Origin of the sequence: Fodinibacter luteus, from assembly GCF_039541575.1 — a bacterium.
Lineage (GTDB): Bacteria > Actinomycetota > Actinomycetes > Actinomycetales > Dermatophilaceae > Fodinibacter > Fodinibacter luteus.
Genome location: NZ_BAABGM010000001.1, coordinates 118,916 through 134,916, shown reverse-complemented (window position 1 = coordinate 134,916; position 16,001 = coordinate 118,916). Strand labels below are relative to the sequence as shown.

General features: G+C 74.4%; 11 protein-coding genes. 9 read left to right on the top strand and 2 right to left on the bottom strand.

Features of this window, described 5'->3' with window-relative positions; genetic code table 11:
- Positions 1 to 17 precede the first annotated feature (17 nt).
- The 3 genes from ABD899_RS00590 to ptsP all read left to right on the top strand — a co-directional run bounded on the left by ABD899_RS00590 (position 18) and on the right by ptsP (position 4,300).
- Positions 18 to 2,189: a PTS fructose transporter subunit IIABC gene (locus ABD899_RS00590; protein WP_345201146.1), complete on the top strand. Its 2,172-nt coding sequence runs from the start codon at positions 18 to 20 to the stop codon at positions 2,187 to 2,189.
- 153 nt (positions 2,190 to 2,342) lie between these two features.
- Entirely contained in the window at positions 2,343 to 2,612 is a 270-nt protein-coding gene (locus ABD899_RS00585; protein ID WP_345201144.1) for an HPr family phosphocarrier protein, read from the top strand.
- Between the two features lie 5 nt (positions 2,613 to 2,617).
- The gene (ptsP, locus tag ABD899_RS00580) at positions 2,618 to 4,300 is read left to right on the top strand and encodes a phosphoenolpyruvate--protein phosphotransferase (protein WP_345201142.1); all 1,683 of its coding nucleotides are present in this window, start codon (positions 2,618 to 2,620) and stop codon (positions 4,298 to 4,300) included.
- A 113-nt stretch (positions 4,301 to 4,413) separates the two neighbouring features.
- Here the strand turns inward: ptsP and ABD899_RS00575 are convergent, their stop codons facing one another.
- Complete coding sequence (locus ABD899_RS00575; protein ID WP_345201139.1) at positions 4,414 to 6,330, bottom strand: metallophosphoesterase; 1,917 nt, start codon at positions 6,328 to 6,330, stop codon at positions 4,414 to 4,416.
- Positions 6,331 to 6,516: 186 nt separating this feature from the next.
- Between ABD899_RS00575 and glmU the strand changes: the two genes are divergently transcribed.
- On the top strand, positions 6,517 to 7,989 hold the full coding sequence (glmU, locus tag ABD899_RS00570; RefSeq protein ID WP_345201137.1) for a bifunctional UDP-N-acetylglucosamine diphosphorylase/glucosamine-1-phosphate N-acetyltransferase GlmU: 1,473 nt from the start codon (positions 6,517 to 6,519) through the stop codon (positions 7,987 to 7,989).
- A gap of 53 nt (positions 7,990 to 8,042) precedes the next feature.
- Positions 8,043 to 8,987 carry a ribose-phosphate diphosphokinase gene (locus ABD899_RS00565; RefSeq protein ID WP_425474926.1) on the top strand — a complete coding sequence of 315 codons (945 nt, stop codon included), beginning with the start codon at positions 8,043 to 8,045 and terminating at the stop codon, positions 8,985 to 8,987.
- Positions 8,988 to 9,088: 101 nt separating this feature from the next.
- Here ABD899_RS00565 and ABD899_RS00560 read toward each other — a convergent pair whose 3' ends face one another.
- Complete coding sequence (locus tag ABD899_RS00560) at positions 9,089 to 9,652, bottom strand: CGNR zinc finger domain-containing protein (RefSeq protein WP_345201133.1); 564 nt, start codon at positions 9,650 to 9,652, stop codon at positions 9,089 to 9,091.
- A gap of 151 nt (positions 9,653 to 9,803) precedes the next feature.
- On the opposite strand from ABD899_RS00560, the gene ABD899_RS00555 reads away from it, so the two are divergent.
- The 4 genes from ABD899_RS00555 to mfd all read left to right on the top strand — a co-directional run bounded on the left by ABD899_RS00555 (position 9,804) and on the right by mfd (position 15,985).
- Complete coding sequence (locus ABD899_RS00555; protein WP_345201131.1) at positions 9,804 to 10,772, top strand: EamA family transporter; 969 nt, start codon at positions 9,804 to 9,806, stop codon at positions 10,770 to 10,772.
- Between the two features lie 199 nt (positions 10,773 to 10,971).
- Positions 10,972 to 11,649 (top strand): 50S ribosomal protein L25/general stress protein Ctc, encoded by a 678-nt coding sequence (locus tag ABD899_RS00550; RefSeq protein ID WP_345201129.1) that lies wholly within the window; start codon positions 10,972 to 10,974, stop codon positions 11,647 to 11,649.
- An 89-nt stretch (positions 11,650 to 11,738) separates the two neighbouring features.
- Complete coding sequence (gene pth / locus ABD899_RS00545; protein WP_345201126.1) at positions 11,739 to 12,341, top strand: aminoacyl-tRNA hydrolase; 603 nt, start codon at positions 11,739 to 11,741, stop codon at positions 12,339 to 12,341.
- A 68-nt stretch (positions 12,342 to 12,409) separates the two neighbouring features.
- Positions 12,410 to 15,985, top strand: coding sequence for a transcription-repair coupling factor (gene mfd / locus ABD899_RS00540; protein WP_345201124.1), 3,576 nt, complete (start codon positions 12,410 to 12,412; stop codon positions 15,983 to 15,985).
- The last annotated feature ends 16 nt before the right edge of the window (positions 15,986 to 16,001 follow it).

The following is a 16,001-nucleotide window of genomic DNA, read 5'->3' as shown; positions in this document are numbered from 1 at the left end:
CCCCGAAAGGACGCACCATGCCCCTCATCACCGACGAGCAGGTCATCCTCGACCTGTCCGGTGCCGACCGCCACGAGGCCACCCGCGCCCTCGCCGAGCGTCTCGTGGCCAGCGGCCGATGCACCGACCTCGACGCCTTCATCGCCGACGTGCGCGAGCGCGAGAGCAAGATGGCGACCGGGCTGCCCGGCGGCATCGGCATCCCCCACGCCCGCAGCGCCGCGATCACCGAGCCCTCGCTCGTCTTCGGCCGCTCGGCCGACGGCATCGACTGGGGCGCCAAGGACGGCCCGGCCACCCTCGTCTTCCTCATCGCGGCCCCCGAGGGCGGTGGCGACGCGCACATGCAGATGCTGCCCAAGCTCGCCCGGGCGCTCATGAAGAAGGACTTCAAGGCGGCCCTCGCCGCCGCCACGACCGAGGCCGAGGTCGTCCGCATCGTCGAGGCCGAGGTCGCGCTCGACCCCGCACCGGATGCCGCGCCCGCGGCCGCGCCTGCTGCCTCCGCACCCGCGGTGGCCGCCACGACGCCGGATGCCGGTCCCGCGCCCGCCGCTCCCACCGCGCCGCCCGCAGGCGCCCCAGCATCCGCCCCGGCATCCGCCGCGGCATCGGCGGCGCCCGCCGCGGCCGTCGCGGAGGCGCCGCGCTCGCTCAACCTCGTCGGCGTCACGTCGTGCCCGACCGGCATCGCGCACACCTACATGGCCGCCGAGGGACTCGAGAACGCCGCGAAGGCGGCGGGCCACACGATGAAGGTCGAGACCCAGGGCTCTGCCGGGTCGACCCCCCTCAGCGCGGCCGAGATCGCCGCCGCCGACGCGGTGATCTTCGCCCACGACCTCCCGGTCAAGGACGCCGGCCGCTTCGCCGGCAAGCCGATCGTCGACGTCGGGGTCAAGAAGGGCATCTCCGACGGCCCGGCCCTCGTCGCCGAGGCCGAGCGGATGGCCGAGCAGTGGCGGGCCCACCCGCAGCTCGCGGCCGAGGCGATGGCGGCGGGTCCGGCGGTGTCCGGCGGGCTCGCGACCAAGGTCGACAGCGACGCGAGCACCGCGACGAAGGTGCGCCAGTGGCTCATGACCGGTGTGTCCTACATGATCCCGTTCGTCGCCGCGGGCGGCATCCTCATCGCCCTGTCCTTCATGCTCGCGCAGTTCGCGATCGGCGAACAGGGTGCCATCGAGATCGTCAAGTACGGGCTCCTCAAGGAGGGCGAGTTCAACATCACCCAGAACTTCAGCCCGCTCAGCCTCACGTCGTGGGCGGCCCTGCTCTTCGTCATCGGCGGTGCGGCCTTCGGCTTCCTCGTGCCGATCCTGTCCGGGTTCATCGCGTTCGCCATCGCCGACCGGCCCGGGCTCGTGCCCGGCATCGTCGGCGGATCGATCGCCGCGACGATGGGCGCCGGCTTCCTCGGCGGCCTGGTCACCGGCATCGTCGGTGGCCTGGTGGCCCGGTGGATCTCCGGTTGGAAGGTGCACAAGGGGGTTCGCGGCGTCATGCCGGTCGTCGTCATCCCGCTGCTGTCCACGCTCATCACCGCCGGCCTGTTCATCACCCTCCTCGGCCGCCCGATCGTCGCCCTCACCGACGCCCTCAACGACGCACTGTCCAGCCTCACCGGAACGAGCGCGATCCTGCTCGGCGCCATCCTCGGCGCGATGATGGGCTTCGACCTCGGTGGCCCGGTCAACAAGGTCGCCTACGCGTTCGCCACGGCCGGCCTCGCCGGCGCCGGTGCGGCGGCCGACTCACCGCAGCTGCTCATCATGGCCGCGGTCATGGCCGCCGGCATGGTCGCCCCCCTCGCGATGGCCCTGGCCACCACCGTGCGCCCGAAGCTGTTCTCCGAGCCCGAGCGCGAGAACGGCAAGGCGGCCTGGCTGCTCGGCGCGTCCTTCATCTCCGAGGGTGCCATCCCGTTCGCCGCCGCGGACCCGGTGCGCATCATGTCCTCGTCGGTCGTCGGGTCTGCGATCACCGGTGCCCTCGCGATGGCCTTCGGCGTCGGCATCCGGGCCCCCCACGGTGGCCTGTGGGTGACGCCGATCATGGGCAGCATCACCCAGGTCCTGCTGTTCGTCGTGGCCCTGGCCGTCGGGGTCGCCGTCATGGCCTCGACCGTCATCTTCCTCAAGTCGCGCGACAGCCGGCTCGCGGAGGTGGAGGCCGTCGCCACCGTCTGACCGCCCGGTGAGCGGACGGCATCCGGTCACGATCGCCCGGATGCCGTCCGCCTCCACCCTCCCCGCCCCCTCCCGTTCCCGTAGCGTCACCCCACGCACCCCCACGCACGCATGCACCGTCCCGCGCACCACATGAGACCCAAGGAGCACCCCATGGCACAGCGCACCGTCACCATCGCCTCGTCCGTCGGCCTGCACGCCCGCCCGGCCGCCCTGTTCGTCGAGGCGGCGGGCGAGACCGGCCTCGACGTCGAGATCGGTCGCCCCGGTGAGGACGCCGTCGACGCGACGAGCATCCTCGGGGTCATGGCCCTGGGCGCCAAGCACGGCGAGGAGGTCGTCCTCACCGCCGAGGGCGATGGTGCCGACGAGGCGCTCGACTCACTCGTCGCCCTGCTCTCGCGCGACCTCGACGCGGAGTGAGCGCGGTGACCGCGACGCAGACCCGCCTGGGCATCGGGGTCAGCCCGGGCTCGGCGTACGGGCCGGTGGTGCAGGTCGCGCCCCCGGTCCGGCCGCCGGCCGACGAGCCCGCCGCGCCGGACCGCGAGGCCGCGCTGGCCGAGGTGCGGGCGGCGTTCGAGTCCGTCGCGGTCGCCCTCGAGGGGCGCGCCCGGCACGCCGACGACACCGCCCAGCAGATCCTCAAGGCCACCGCACTCATCGCCCGGGACAAGGGGCTGGTCAAGGCCGCGGACAAGCAGCTCGCCGCGGGGCGCGGCCCGGCCACGGCCATCGCGAACGCGGTCGAGGAGTACTGCGCGCAGTTCGAGGCCCTCGGCGGCTACTTCGCCGAGCGGGTCACCGACCTGCGCGACGTGGGCTCCCGCGCGGTCGCGGCCGCCCTCGGGGTGCCGGCCCCCGGGGTCCCGCACTTCACCGAGCCGAGCGTCGTCGTCGCCGAGGACCTCGCGCCGGCGGAGACGGCGACCCTCGACCGCTCGCTCGTCGTCGGCATCGTCACCCAGGCCGGCGGGCGCACGAGCCACACCGCGATCCTCGCGGCGCAGATGGGCATCCCGGCGGTCGTCCAGCTGCCGGACGCCACCGGCATCCCGCCCGGCACGTTCGTCGCGCTCGACGGCGACTCCGGGGAGGTCACGATCTCGCCCGACCCCGAGCTCGTCGAGGCGCAGCGGCTGCGCCGGGAGCGGCGGGCCGACGCCCTCGCGAGCGGGCGCGGGCCGGGCGTCACCCGCGACGGCCACCCCGTCGCACTCCTCGCGAACATCGGCGGCGTCCAGGACGCCGAGGCGGCGGGTGGCCTCGACCTCGAGGGGGTCGGGCTGTTCCGCACGGAGTTCGTCTTCCTGTCCGCCGACCGGGCCCCGACGGTCGAGGAGCAGGCCGAGATCTACCGGCAGGTGTTCCGGCCCTTCGGCGACCGACGGGTCGTCGTGCGCACGCTCGACGCCGGGGCGGACAAGCCGCTCGCGTTCGCCGACCTCGGCCCGGAGGAGAACCCGGCCCTCGGCCGGCGCGGGTTGCGCCTGTCGGCCGAGCGCCCCGAGCTGCTCGACGCCCAGCTCGAGGCGCTCGCCGTCGCGGCGAAGGACACCGGGGCCGACGTGCGGGTCATGGCTCCGATGGTCGCGACCGTCGAGGAGGCCGCGTGGTTCGCGCGCCGGGTCCGCGAGAACGGCCTGCCCAAGGCCGGGGTGATGATCGAGGTGCCCGGGGCGGCGCTGCGCTCCGCCCACGTGCTCGCGGAGGTCGACTTCGGCAGCCTCGGCACGAACGACCTCGCCCAGTACACGATGGCGGCCGACCGCATGCAGGGCGCGCTGTCCGACCTGCTCGACCCGTGGCAGCCGGCGGTGCTCGACGTCGTCGCGGCCGCGTGCGACGGGGCGCGGACGACGGGTCGCCCGATGGGCGTGTGCGGGGAGTCGGCGGGCGACCCGCTGCTGGCGCTCGTGCTCACCGGGCTCGGGGTGTCGAGCCTGTCGATGGCGCCGAGCAAGGTGCCGGTCGTGCGCCTCGCCCTGTCGCTGCACACCCTCCCGGAGTGCCAGGCCCTCGCGGCGGCCGCGCGAACGGCGGCGACCGCGCGCGAGGCGCTCGAGACGGTCCGGGCGGCCGCCCGCAGCGAGCTCACCGACCTCCTCTGACGCGAGCACCCCCGCCCTCGGGTGCGGACGTGGTCGTCCCAGCGACCACGTCCGCACCCGAGGCGGATGCCGGGGCGGCCGTCCCGCTGTCCTCCCGCCCGTGGCCCTCGCGGCTACGGGCGGGTCAGGGTGAAGCCGTCGGTCAGGGTGCCGCCGGAGGTGCGCACGAGCCGGTAGCTGAGCTGGCTCGTCGTGGCATCGACGTCGGCGAACCCGTAGACGAAGCCACCGGGGCTGTTCGTGCCGTTGACGGCCGCCCAGAGGGCGGTCTGGGGGCCCACGGTGCGGGCCTCGTGACCGCCGTTGCCGACGACGGCGAACACCGTGCCGGACCCCCGGACGAACTGGCCGTCGCGGTCGACGACGACCGGGGCGCCCGTCGTGCCGCCGAGCTGGTGGCTGCGGCTGTAGTTGTGGTCGTGACCCGCGAGGACGAGGTCGACCCGTTCGCGGATGAGCAGGTCGGTGAGCTCGGGGTGGGAGGCGCACCCGTGGATGCCGACGGTGAGGCACGGCAGGTGCATCCCGACGACGACCCACCGCCCCTCGGCCCGGGCCTGCCGGATGGCCGCGGTGAGCCACGCGGCCGCGGCGGTGCCGGACCGGTAGGTCTTCGTGCCCGTCGACAGCGCGATGGAGGGGCTGATGAGGATCGTGCGGACCGGGCCGGAGTCGACCCAGTAGTCCTTGCCGTACGCCCCGGTGACGCCGACCCGGTCGGGCAGGCACCGGGCGAAGTTCTCGATCGTGCCCTCGCGGATGTTCACGTCCTCGTGGTTGCCGGCGAGGACGAGCGTCGGGCCGCTGACCCGGGCCCGGACCATGGCGCAGTACGCGGGCTCGCGACCGATCGGCTCGTACGACAGGTCGCCGAGCACGAGGTTGAGGTCGGCCCGGCGCGCGCCCATCCCGGCGAAGACGCCCTGCGCGGCCGCGGCCATCCCGGTGTCGGCGGTGGCGGTGATCCGTGTGCGGGAAGCGAGGCGTACCTCGACGGCCTCGACGGCGCGGCCCTGCCCGGTCGTGCCGGCGACGGCGCCCTCGGCGCGCCAGGGCTGCCAGCCGATGCCGGCGACGTGGGCGCGGTACTCGATGCCGTAGCGGGCGGCGGCGTCGCCGGTCAGGGTGATCTGCAGGGCCTCGAGGCGCAGCGAGCGCCCGGTCGTGCCGATGGTGTCGGGGGAGGTGCGCCAGGGCTGCCAGCCCACGGTGGCGACGTGGGCGCGGTAGCGGATGCCGGTGCCGTGCACGGTGGTCGTGACCCGCAGCGCCTGCAGGTCCAGGGCGCGCCCGGTCGTGCCGGCGGTGGCGCCGTCGGTGACCGCCGGCATCCAGCCGATCGTCGCGACGTGGGCGCTCGTCGACACACTGGGCAGCGGAGCGAGGCGTACCTCGACGGCCTCGACGGCCCGGCCCTGCCCGGTGGTGCCGGCGACGGCGCCCTCGGCGCGCCAGGGCTGCCAGCCGATGCCGGCGACGTGGGCGCGGTACTCGATGCCGTAGCGGGCGGCGGCGTCGCCGGTCAGGGTGATCTGCAGGGCCTCGAGGCGCAGCGAGCGCCCGGTCGTGCCGATGGTGTCGGGGGAGGTGCGCCAGGGCTGCCAGCCCACGGTGGCGACGTGGGCGCGGTAGCGGATGCCGGTGCCGGGCACGGTGGTCGTGACCCGCAGCGCCTGCAGGTCCAGGGCGCGCCCGGTCGTGCCGGCGGTGGCGCCGTCGGTGACCGCCGGCATCCAGCCGATCGTCGCGACGTGCGCGGCCGTCGAGACGGCCGGGGACGCGACGGCCGCGGCCCGTGCGGGGGGAGGCGTCGCCGGGGCGCCGGCGAGCGGAGCCACGGCCGGCGCGGCGACGGCGACCGGCGCGGCGGTCGCGACCGGCGCGGTGACGGCGACCGATGCGGCGACGGCGACCGACGCGGTGGCGGCGACGGCGACCGACGCGACGAGGCGGACGAGCCCGGTGGCCGGGGCTCGTGCGGGTCGGCGCGCCCCGTCGGGTGCGGTGACGCGCGGCGTCGTCGACGTCACGGCGAGCTCCTCTCCGGCCTTGGGTGCCCGGCGTCTGCGCCGGTTCGGGCCCATCATGGTGGATGACCTGCGACTTCGCCCGTCGGGCGGGCCGGTGGGGGGCCGCGGATGACCGGCGCGGTGGTGGTCACCGGTAGCATGGCGCCCGTCCCGTGGCACCCCGCACCAGACCTGGAGTCCTCGCGCGTGAGCACCCCCCGCCCGGCCGCCGTCATCGTCCTCGCCGCCGGTGAGGGAACGCGGATGAGGTCCGCGACACCCAAGGTCCTGCACCGCATCGGTGGCGTCCCGCTCGTCGGCCACGCGATCCGCGCCGCCCGCGCGACCCGTGCCGAGCACGTCGGCGTCGTCGTGCGCCACGACCGCGAACGGGTCGTCGAGCAGTGCGCCGCCCTCGACGAGGGCCTCGTCATCGCCGACCAGGACGACGTCAAGGGCACCGGCCGGGCCGTCGAGTGCGGTCTCGGCGCCCTGCCGGCCGACCTCTCCGGCACCGTTCTCGTCACCTACGGTGACGTCCCCCTCCTCACCGGTGACACCCTCGTCGAGCTCACCGTCGCGCACACCGAGACGGGCAGCGCCGTCTCCGTCGTGACCGCCCACATCGCCGACCCCACGGGGTACGGCCGGGTCGTGCGCGACGCGGACGGGCGCGTCGAGCGGATCGTCGAGCACAAGGACGCCACCCCCGACGAGCGCGCGATCACCGAGATCAACTCGGGCATCTACGCGTTCGACGCCGACGTGCTGCGCGCGGCCCTCGCCGAGGTCGGCACCGACAACGCCCAGGGCGAGCGGTACCTCACCGACGTCGTCGCCATCGCGCACGCCGCGGGCCACCCCGTGCGGGCGCACGTCGTCGACGACCTCTGGCAGACCGAGGGCGTCAACGACCGGGTCCAGCTCGCGGCGCTCGGGCGCGAGCTCAACCGCCGGGTCTGCGAGGCCCACATGCGCGCCGGGGTGACGATCGTCGACCCGGCGACGACGTGGATCGACGTCGACGTGAGCATCGGGCAGGACACGACGGTCCTTCCGGGCACCCAGCTGCTCGGGGCGACGAGCATCGGGCGCGACGCGGTCGTCGGGCCGGAGGTCACCCTCACCGACACCGAGGTCGGTGACGGCGCCCAGGTGACCCGGGCCGTCGCCAACCTCGCCACCGTCGGGCCCGGCGCCACGGTCGGCCCGTACTCCTACCTGCGCCCGGGCACGAGGCTCGGGGCGCGCGGCAAGATCGGCGGCTTCGTCGAGACGAAGAACGCCGACATCCGCGAGGGGGCGAAGGTGCCCCACCTCACGTACGCCGGTGACGTCACCATCGGCGAGGGCGCCAACATCGGGGCGGGCACGGTCTTCGCGAACTACGACGGCGTCGCCAAGCACCACTCGACCGTCGGGCGGCACGCCTTCGTCGGCTCGCACACCGTCGTCGTCAGCCCGGTCGAGGTGGCCGACGGTGCCTACGTCGCGGCCGGCACCGCGCTCACCGCGGATGTCGGGCCCGGCCAGATCGCCGTCGCCCGGTCGCGTCAGCGCAACGTCGACGGCTGGGTGGAGCGCGCCCGGCCTGGCACGGCGACGGCGACGGCGGCCGCGCAGGCGCGCGCCCGGCATCCGCAGCCCCGGCCGGACGCCCCGGAGGGGACCGAGACGTGAGCCAACAGCGACCACCCTCGGCGAACATCCGCAAGCGCCCCAAGAAGCAGCTCATGGTGTTTACGGGGCGCGCGAACCCCGGGCTCGCCCAGGAGGTCGCGTCGCAGCTCGGCACCGAGCTCGTGCCGACGAGCGCGTACGACTTCGCGAACGGTGAGATCTACGTGCGCTTCGAGGAGTCGGTGCGCGGGTCGGACGCCTTCGTCATCCAGAGCCACACGAGCCCGATCAACGAGTGCATCATGGAGCACCTGCTCATGGTCGACGCGCTCAAGCGGGCCAGTGCCAAGCGGATCACCGTCGTCATGCCGTTCTACGGGTACGCCCGCCAGGACAAGAAGCACCGGGGCCGCGAGCCGATCAGCGCCCGCCTCATGGCCGACATGTTCAGGACGGCCGGGGCCGACCGGCTCATCTGCGTCGACCTGCACACCGACCAGATCCAGGGCTTCTTCGACGGGCCGGTCGACCACCTCATGGCCATCCCGATCCTCTCGGAGTACGTGGCCGGCAGGTACGGCGACCAGGACCTCGCGGTCGTCTCGCCGGATGCCGGCCGGATCAAGGTCGCCGAGCAGTGGTCGAAGCGGCTCGGCGGGGTGCCCCTGGCGTTCATCCACAAGACCCGCGACATCAACCGTCCCAACGAGATGGTCGCGAACCGGGTCGTCGGCGACGTCCGCGACCGGGTCTGCGTGCTCGTCGACGACATGATCGACACCGGCGGCACGATCACGAAGGCCGCCGACGCGCTCATGGCCGACGGCGCCCGGGCCGTCGTCATCGCCGCGACCCACGCGATCCTCAGCGACCCGGCGGTCGAGCGACTGCGCGACTGCGCCGCGGTCGAGGTCATCGTGACGAACACCCTGCCGATCGCGCCCGAGAAGGAGATCGACTGCCTCACCGTGCTCTCGATCGCCCCGCTCATCAGCGCGGCGGTCAAGGAGGTCTTCCAGGACGGCTCGGTGACGAGCCTGTTCGCCGGCCGCGCCTGACCCGGCGCACTCCTCTCGCGAAGTCAGGAGCACTCCGCGAAGTCAGGGCCGTACACGACCATGAGCCGGCGAAGTGCTCCTGACTCCGCATGGAGCAGCGCTCAGGGGGTGCTGGCCTCGCGGCTCCTGCGGGCGCGGTAGGCCGCGACGTTGGCCCGGGTGCCACAGGTGCCGTCGCAGAACTTGCGCGACCGGTTCCGGCTGAGGTCGACGATGAGGTCCTCGCAGTCGTCGCCGGCGCAGACCTTGAGCCGCTCGGTCTCGCCGGCGCGGATGACGTCGACGAGGGCCATCCCCACCTCGACGGCGACCCGGCGGGCGAGCGGCGCGTCGTCGGACGTCGCGTGCACGTGCCAGCCGAACGGGCCGTGCCGCACGAGGCGCGGCAGGGCCCGCCCCTCCTCGAGCAGGGCGTTCGCGGCCTCGACGAGACCGTCCTCGGACCGCCCCCAGATCTCGCGCAGCCGCGGGCGCAGCGCGCGCACGGCAGCCGCCTCCGCCTCGCTTCCCGGTCGGCGCCCGGTCCACTCCCACCGGTCCATCCACGCGAGCAGCGAGGCGAGGTCGGGCAGCTCCTCCCGGTGCTCGCTGCCGCGCGCCGGGCCGGTGTTGGCCAAGGCCGCGGCATGCATGAGCGTCAGGTCGGTGTCATGGGTGAAAATCATCTTGACTCCTGACGTCGGGGACGACTAGTGTCATGGGTGACATCATACTTTGCTCCTGACGCTCGGGTCTGAGCCGGTACGTCCGGCACCGTGGGGCCCCAGGGGCCCAACCTGCCGGACGTCGGGGCGACGGCGCGAGACGGAGGATGCCGTGGTCGAGGCGATGCGGCGGCACATGGGCCTGGGCCTGCTCGCCATGCTCCTGTCCTGCGCCGCCTTCGGCACGTCGGGGCCGTTCGCGAAGGCGCTCATCGAGGCCGGCTGGACCCCCGGTGCCGTCGTCCTCGCCCGGATCACCGGGGCGGCGCTCGTGCTGCTCCCGTTCACGCTCTGGGTCGTGCGCGGGCGCTGGGGCGTGCTGCTGCGCGCGCTCCCGCACGCCGCGTTCTACGGCGCCCTCGCGGTGGCCGCCGCCCAGCTCGGGTACTTCCAGGCCGTCGCCCGGATGCCGGTCGGCGTCGCCCTGCTCGTGGAGTACCTCGGCATCGTCCTCGTCGTGCTCTGGGTGTGGGCGCTGACCCGCCGGGCCCCCCACCGGCTCACCCTCGTCGGCATCGTCCTCGCGCTCGTCGGCCTCGCCCTCGTGCTCGACGTCACCGGCCAGGCGACGCCCGACCTCGTCGGTGTCCTCTGGGGGCTCCTCGCCGCGACCGGCCTGGCCGGGCACTACGTCCTCGCGGCCCGGCCGACCCCGCTGCCGGCGGTCGCGTTCGCCGGCCTGGGCCTGACGACCGGGGCGGTCGCCCTCGCCCTCGTCGGGGCGCTCGGCGTCATCCCCATGGAGGTCGGCGCGGCCACCGTGTCCGTCGCCGGCGCCGACGTGCCGGCCTGGGTGGCCCTCGCCGAGCTCGTCGTCGTCGCCGCGGCGCTCGCCTACGTCCTCGGCATCCTCGGCGCCCGCCACCTGGGCTCGACCCTGGCCTCGTTCGTCGGCCTCACCGAGGTGCTCTTCGCCGTCCTGTTCGCCTGGCTCGTCCTCGCCGAGCTGCCCGGGCTCATCCAGCTGCTCGGCGGCGTCGTCCTCCTCGGCGGTGTCGTCGTCGTGCGGCTCGGTGAGCGCGACCGCGACCGCGCCACCGCCCGAGAGGCCGATTTCGAGGTTCCCTCGCCCGTCGCCTAGACTCGCGGGGTTGCCTCGGCGAGGGACGTCGCACCGGACACTGGCGTCCGGGAGACCGCACACGCGGTCGACGCATCCGTGATCGACGCTGGCGGCCGCAGATCCTGGTGATCCGCGGGCGTTCGCGCGCCGGTCCTCCGGTGCCGCGTCCCGCGTCGAGGACCGACTGCCCGATTCCCCTCACTCCCCAGGAGTCCCCGTGTCCGACCTCAAGCTGACCGCCGAGCCCCGCACCCAGTTCGGCAAGGGCGCGGCGCGCAAGATCCGCCGCGACCACAAGATCCCCGCCGTCATGTACGGCCACGGCAGCGACCCGGTGCACATCACCCTCCCCGGCCACGACGCGATGCTCGCGCTCAAGTCGAGCAACGCGCTGCTCACCATCGTCCTCGACGGCAAGGAGCAGCTCGCGCTCGCCAAGGACGTCCAGCGCGACCCGATCAAGCCGGTCATCGAGCACGTCGACCTCGTCATCGTGAGGAAGGGCGAGAAGGTCGTCGTCGACGTCCCCGTCCACCTCGAGGGTGAGGCCGGCCCCGAGACCGTCGTCACCACGGACCACACGAGCCTGCAGCTCGAGGTCGAGGCGACGAGCATCCCCGAGCACGTCGTCGTCTCCGTCGAGGGCGCCGAGGCCGGCACCCAGATCCTCGCCGGCCAGGTCGAGCTGCCCGAGGGCGCCGCGCTCGTCACCGACGCCGAGGCACTCGTCGTCAACGTCACCGCCCAGGTGACCGCCGAGGCCCTCGAGGCCGAGCTGTCCGAGGCCGAGGCCGAGGCCGGCATCGAGCGCGAGGAGTCCGACGAGGCCGCCGGGTCCGCCCCCGCCGCGGGCGACGCGGCCGCCGAGGCCGGGACGGCTGCCGACGAGGCCTGAGCCGCACCGCCGCACCGCACCGCACACCGGGGCCCGGTCCGCACGGACCGGGCCCCGGCGCGTGCACCCGCGCCCGGCATACTGGACGGGTGACCGACAGCGGACCCTGGCTCGTCGTCGGGCTGGGCAACCCCGGTCCGGCGTACGCCCGCAACCGCCACAACGTCGGCGCCATGGTCGTCGACGAGCTCGCGCGGCGCCACCAGGTGGCGCTGCGCTCCCACAAGGCCCGGGCCCAGGCGGCGCAGGTGCGGCTCGGCACCGGCCCCGGCGGGGTCCCCGGCCCGGCCGCGGTCGTCGCCGTGCCGAGCTGCTACATGAACGAGTCGGGCGGCCCGGTCTCGGCGCTGCTGCGGTTCTTCTCGGTGCCGCCCGAGCGGCTCGTCGTCGTCCACGACGAGCTCGACCTCGACGCCGGCACGGTCCGGCTCAAGCGCGGCGGCGGTGAGGGCGGCCACAACGGGCTGAGGTCGGTCAGCTCCTCACTCGGCACCAAGGACTACCACCGGGTCCGGGTGGGCATCGGGCGCCCGCCGGGCAGGATGGATGCCGCGGACTTCGTGCTGCGCGACTTCTCGCCGACCGAGCGCAAGGACCTGCCCTTCCTCCTCGACGACGCGGCCGACGCGGTCGAGTCGCTCGTCGTCCTCGGCCTGCTCGACGCCCAGCAGCGCGTCCACGCCCCGCGCTGACCCGACGGGGCGAGCGGGCCGGGCCGCCGATGCCGGGGCGGTCGGCGGCCGCGACTACAGTGTGAGAAATGCCCTCGCTGTCCGCCCTGCGCACCCGCGCCCTCGCGACTCCCGGCATCGCGCGCCTCGGGGAGGCCCTGGCCGCCCCCGACGCCGAGGTCACCGCCTCGGCCCCTCCCGGAGCCCGCCACGTCGTCGTCTCGGCGCTCGCCCCGACCCGCTCCGGGGCGCCCGTCCTCGCGGTCACCGCGACGGGCCGCGAGGCGGAGGACCTCCAGGCGGCCCTCGAGGCGAGCCTGGGCGCCGGCGTCGTCGGCCTGTTCCCGTCCTGGGAGACCCTGCCGCACGAGCGCCTCAGCCCCCGCAGCGACACCGTCGGCCAGCGCCTGTCGGTGCTGCGCCGCCTGGCCCACCCCGAGGCGGGCGACGCCAGCCACGGCGCGCTCGCCGTCGTCGTGGCCCCGGTCCGCGCCGTGCTCCAGCCCTTCTCCACGGGGCTGGGCGAGCTGCGCCCGGTCGCCCTCTCGGCCGGCGACGAGGTCCCGCTCGACCGCGTCGTCGAGGACCTCGCGGCCGCGGCCTACACCCGCACCGACCTCGTCGAGCGGCGCGGGGAGTTCGCCGTGCGCGGCGGCATCCTCGACGTCTTCCCGCCCACCGAGGAGCACCCGCTGCGCCTCGAGTTCTGGGGCGACACCGTCGAGGAGATCCGGTGGTTCAAGGTCGCCGACCAGCGCTCTCTCGAGGTCGCCGACCAGGGCCTGTGGGCACCGCCGTGCCGCGAGCTGCTCCTCACGGATGCCGTCCGCGAGCGTGCCGCGTCGCTCGCCGACCGGCTGCCCGGCGCGGCCGACCTGCTCGAGAAGCTCGCGCACGGCATCGCCGTCGAGGGTATGGAGTCGCTCGCGCCGGCCCTCGTCGACGGCATGGAGACCCTCCTCGACGTCCTGCCCGAGGGCTCCCTGCTCGTCGCGTGCGACCCGGAGCGGGTGCGCACCCGGGCCCACGACCTCGTCGCGACGAGCCAGGAGTTCCTCGAGGCCGGGTGGGCCAACGCCGCGAGCGGCAACGCCGTGCCCATCGACCTCCAGGCGGTGCTCGGCACGGCATCCTTCCGCACCCTCGCCGAGCTGCGGGCCGTGGCCCGCGACCTCGGGGTGCGCTGGCTCGACCTCACCCCGTTCGCCGGTGACGCCGACGACGACACGCTCGACCTCGGTCTCGAGCCCTCACCGACGTTCCGGGGCGACACCGAGGCGGCCGTCGCCGAGCTGAGCCGGCTCGTCGCCGACGGGTGGTCGGTCGTCGTCGCCACCGAGGGTCCCGGGCTGGCCAAGCGCGTCACGGAGGTGCTCGCCGACCACGAGGTGGCGAGCCGGCTCGTCGCCGACGACGCCGACCCACGGCCCGGCGTCGTCACGGTGACGACCGGGGCCGTCGGCCCGGGCTTCCTCGTGCCGGGCGTGCGGCTCGCGGTCGTCACCGAGGCCGACCTCACCGGCTCGGCGGGCGGTTCGGGCACCTCGACGAAGGACATGCGGCGGATGCCGTCGCGCCGCCGCAACCAGGTCGACCCCCTCCAGCTGCGCCCGGGTGACTTCGTCGTCCACGAGCAGCACGGGGTGGGCCGGTTCGTCGAGATGATGCAGCGCACCGTCGCCACGGCCACCCGCGAGTACCTCGTCATCGAGTACGCCCCGAGCAAGCGCGGCCACCCCGGCGACCGGCTCTACGTGCCCACCGACCAGCTCGACCAGGTCACCCGCTACGTCGGCGGCGAGCAGCCCACCCTCAACCGGATGGGTGGCTCGGACTGGCACCAGACGAAGAGCCGGGCCCGGCGCTACGTCAAGCAGATCGCCGCCGAGCTCATCCGCCTGTACTCCGCACGGATGGCGACGTCCGGGCACGCGTTCTCCCCGGACACCCCGTGGCAGCGCGAGCTCGAGGACGCCTTCGCCCACGTCGAGACCCCCGACCAGCTGAGCACCATCGACGAGGTCAAGGCCGACATGGAACGCTCGGTGCCGATGGACCGGCTCGTCTGCGGGGACGTCGGTTACGGCAAGACCGAGATCGCGGTGCGGGCTGCGTTCAAGGCGGTCCAGGACGGCAAGCAGGTCGCCGTGCTCTGCCCGACGACGCTGCTCGTGCAGCAGCACGTCAACACCTTCTCCGAGCGCTACGCCGGGTTCCCGGTCGTCGTGCGGGCGCTGTCGCGCTTCCAGACCGACCGCGAGGCCAAGGCGGTGCTCGACGGCCTCGCCGACGGCACCGTCGACCTCGTCATCGGCACGCACCGGCTGCTGTCGAAGGAGGTCCGCTTCAAGGACCTCGGCCTCGTCGTCATCGACGAGGAGCAGCGCTTCGGCGTCGAGCACAAGGAGCAGCTCAAGGCGCTGCGCACGTCGGTCGACGTCCTCGCGATGTCGGCCACCCCGATCCCGCGCACCCTCGAGATGGCCGTGACCGGCATCCGGGAGATGTCCACCCTGCAGACCCCGCCCGAGGAGCGCCACCCGGTGCTCACCTACGTCGGCGCCTACGACGAGAAGACGATCACCGCCGCCATCCGGCGCGAGCTCATGCGCGAGGGCCAGGTCTTCTTCGTCCACAACAAGGTGTCGACGATCGAGCGGGCCGCGGCCCGCATCCGCGAGCTCGTCCCCGAGGCCCGGATCGCCGTGGCCCACGGCAAGATGGGCGAGCACCGGCTCGAGCAGGTCGTCGTCGACTTCTGGGAGAAGCGCTTCGACGTGCTCGTCTGCACGACGATCGTCGAGACCGGCCTCGACATCTCGAACGCCAACACGCTCATCGTCGAGCGCGCCGACCGGCTCGGCCTCTCGCAGCTGCACCAGCTGCGCGGCCGGGTGGGGCGCGGTCGCGAGCGGGCCTACTCCTACTTCCTCTACCCGCCCGAGAGCCCCCTCACCGAGACCGCGCTCGACCGCCTGCAGACGATCGCGAGCCACACCGACCTCGGGTCCGGGATGCACGTCGCCATGAAGGACCTCGAGATCCGCGGTGCCGGCAACCTCCTCGGCGGCGAGCAGTCCGGCCACATCGCCGGGGTGGGGTTCGACCTCTACGTGCGGCTCGTCGGCGAGGCCGTCGCGAGCTTCCGCGGTGAGGCCGACGACACCCCGGCCGAGATCAGGATCGAGCTGCCCGTCGACGCGCACCTGCCGCACGACTACGTCCCGCACGAGCGGCTGCGCCTCGAGATGTACAAGAAGCTCGCGGCCGTCGCCGACGAGGCCCAGCTCGCCGAGATCGAGGCCGAGCTCGTCGACCGCTACGGCGCCCCGCCCGAGCCGGTGCGCAACCTGCTCGAGGTGGCCCGGCTGCGCACCGTCGCCCGGGCGGCCGGCATCGCCGACATCAGCGTCCAGGGCAACCACGTCCGGTTCGGCCCGGTCGCGCTGCGCGAGAGCCAGGAGCTGCGCCTCCAGCGCCTCCACCCGCGCTCGATCGTCAAGGCGGCCCTCGGCACCGTGCTCGTGCCGAAGCCGGTGACGGCGCCGGTCGCCGGCCGGCCGCTGCGCGACCGCGAGGTGCTCGAGTGGGCTGGTGAGGTCATCCGGTCGGTCGTCATGGACAATGTGGGGCAGGCCGCCCGGGTGGCCACCGCCCGCGCGTAGCGGGACCCGACCTCGA

Coding starts and splice junctions, on each gene's coding strand:
- ABD899_RS00590 (WP_345201146.1), top strand. CDS start 18: ATGCCCCTCATCACCGACGAGCAGGTCATCCTCGACCTGTCCGGTGCC.
- ABD899_RS00585 (WP_345201144.1), top strand. CDS start 2,343: ATGGCACAGCGCACCGTCACCATCGCCTCGTCCGTCGGCCTGCACGCC.
- ABD899_RS00565 (WP_425474926.1), top strand. CDS start 8,043: ATGGTGTTTACGGGGCGCGCGAACCCCGGGCTCGCCCAGGAGGTCGCG.
- ABD899_RS00560 (WP_345201133.1), bottom strand. CDS start 9,652: ATGATTTTCACCCATGACACCGACCTGACGCTCATGCATGCCGCGGCC.
- mfd (WP_345201124.1), top strand. CDS start 12,410: ATGCCCTCGCTGTCCGCCCTGCGCACCCGCGCCCTCGCGACTCCCGGC.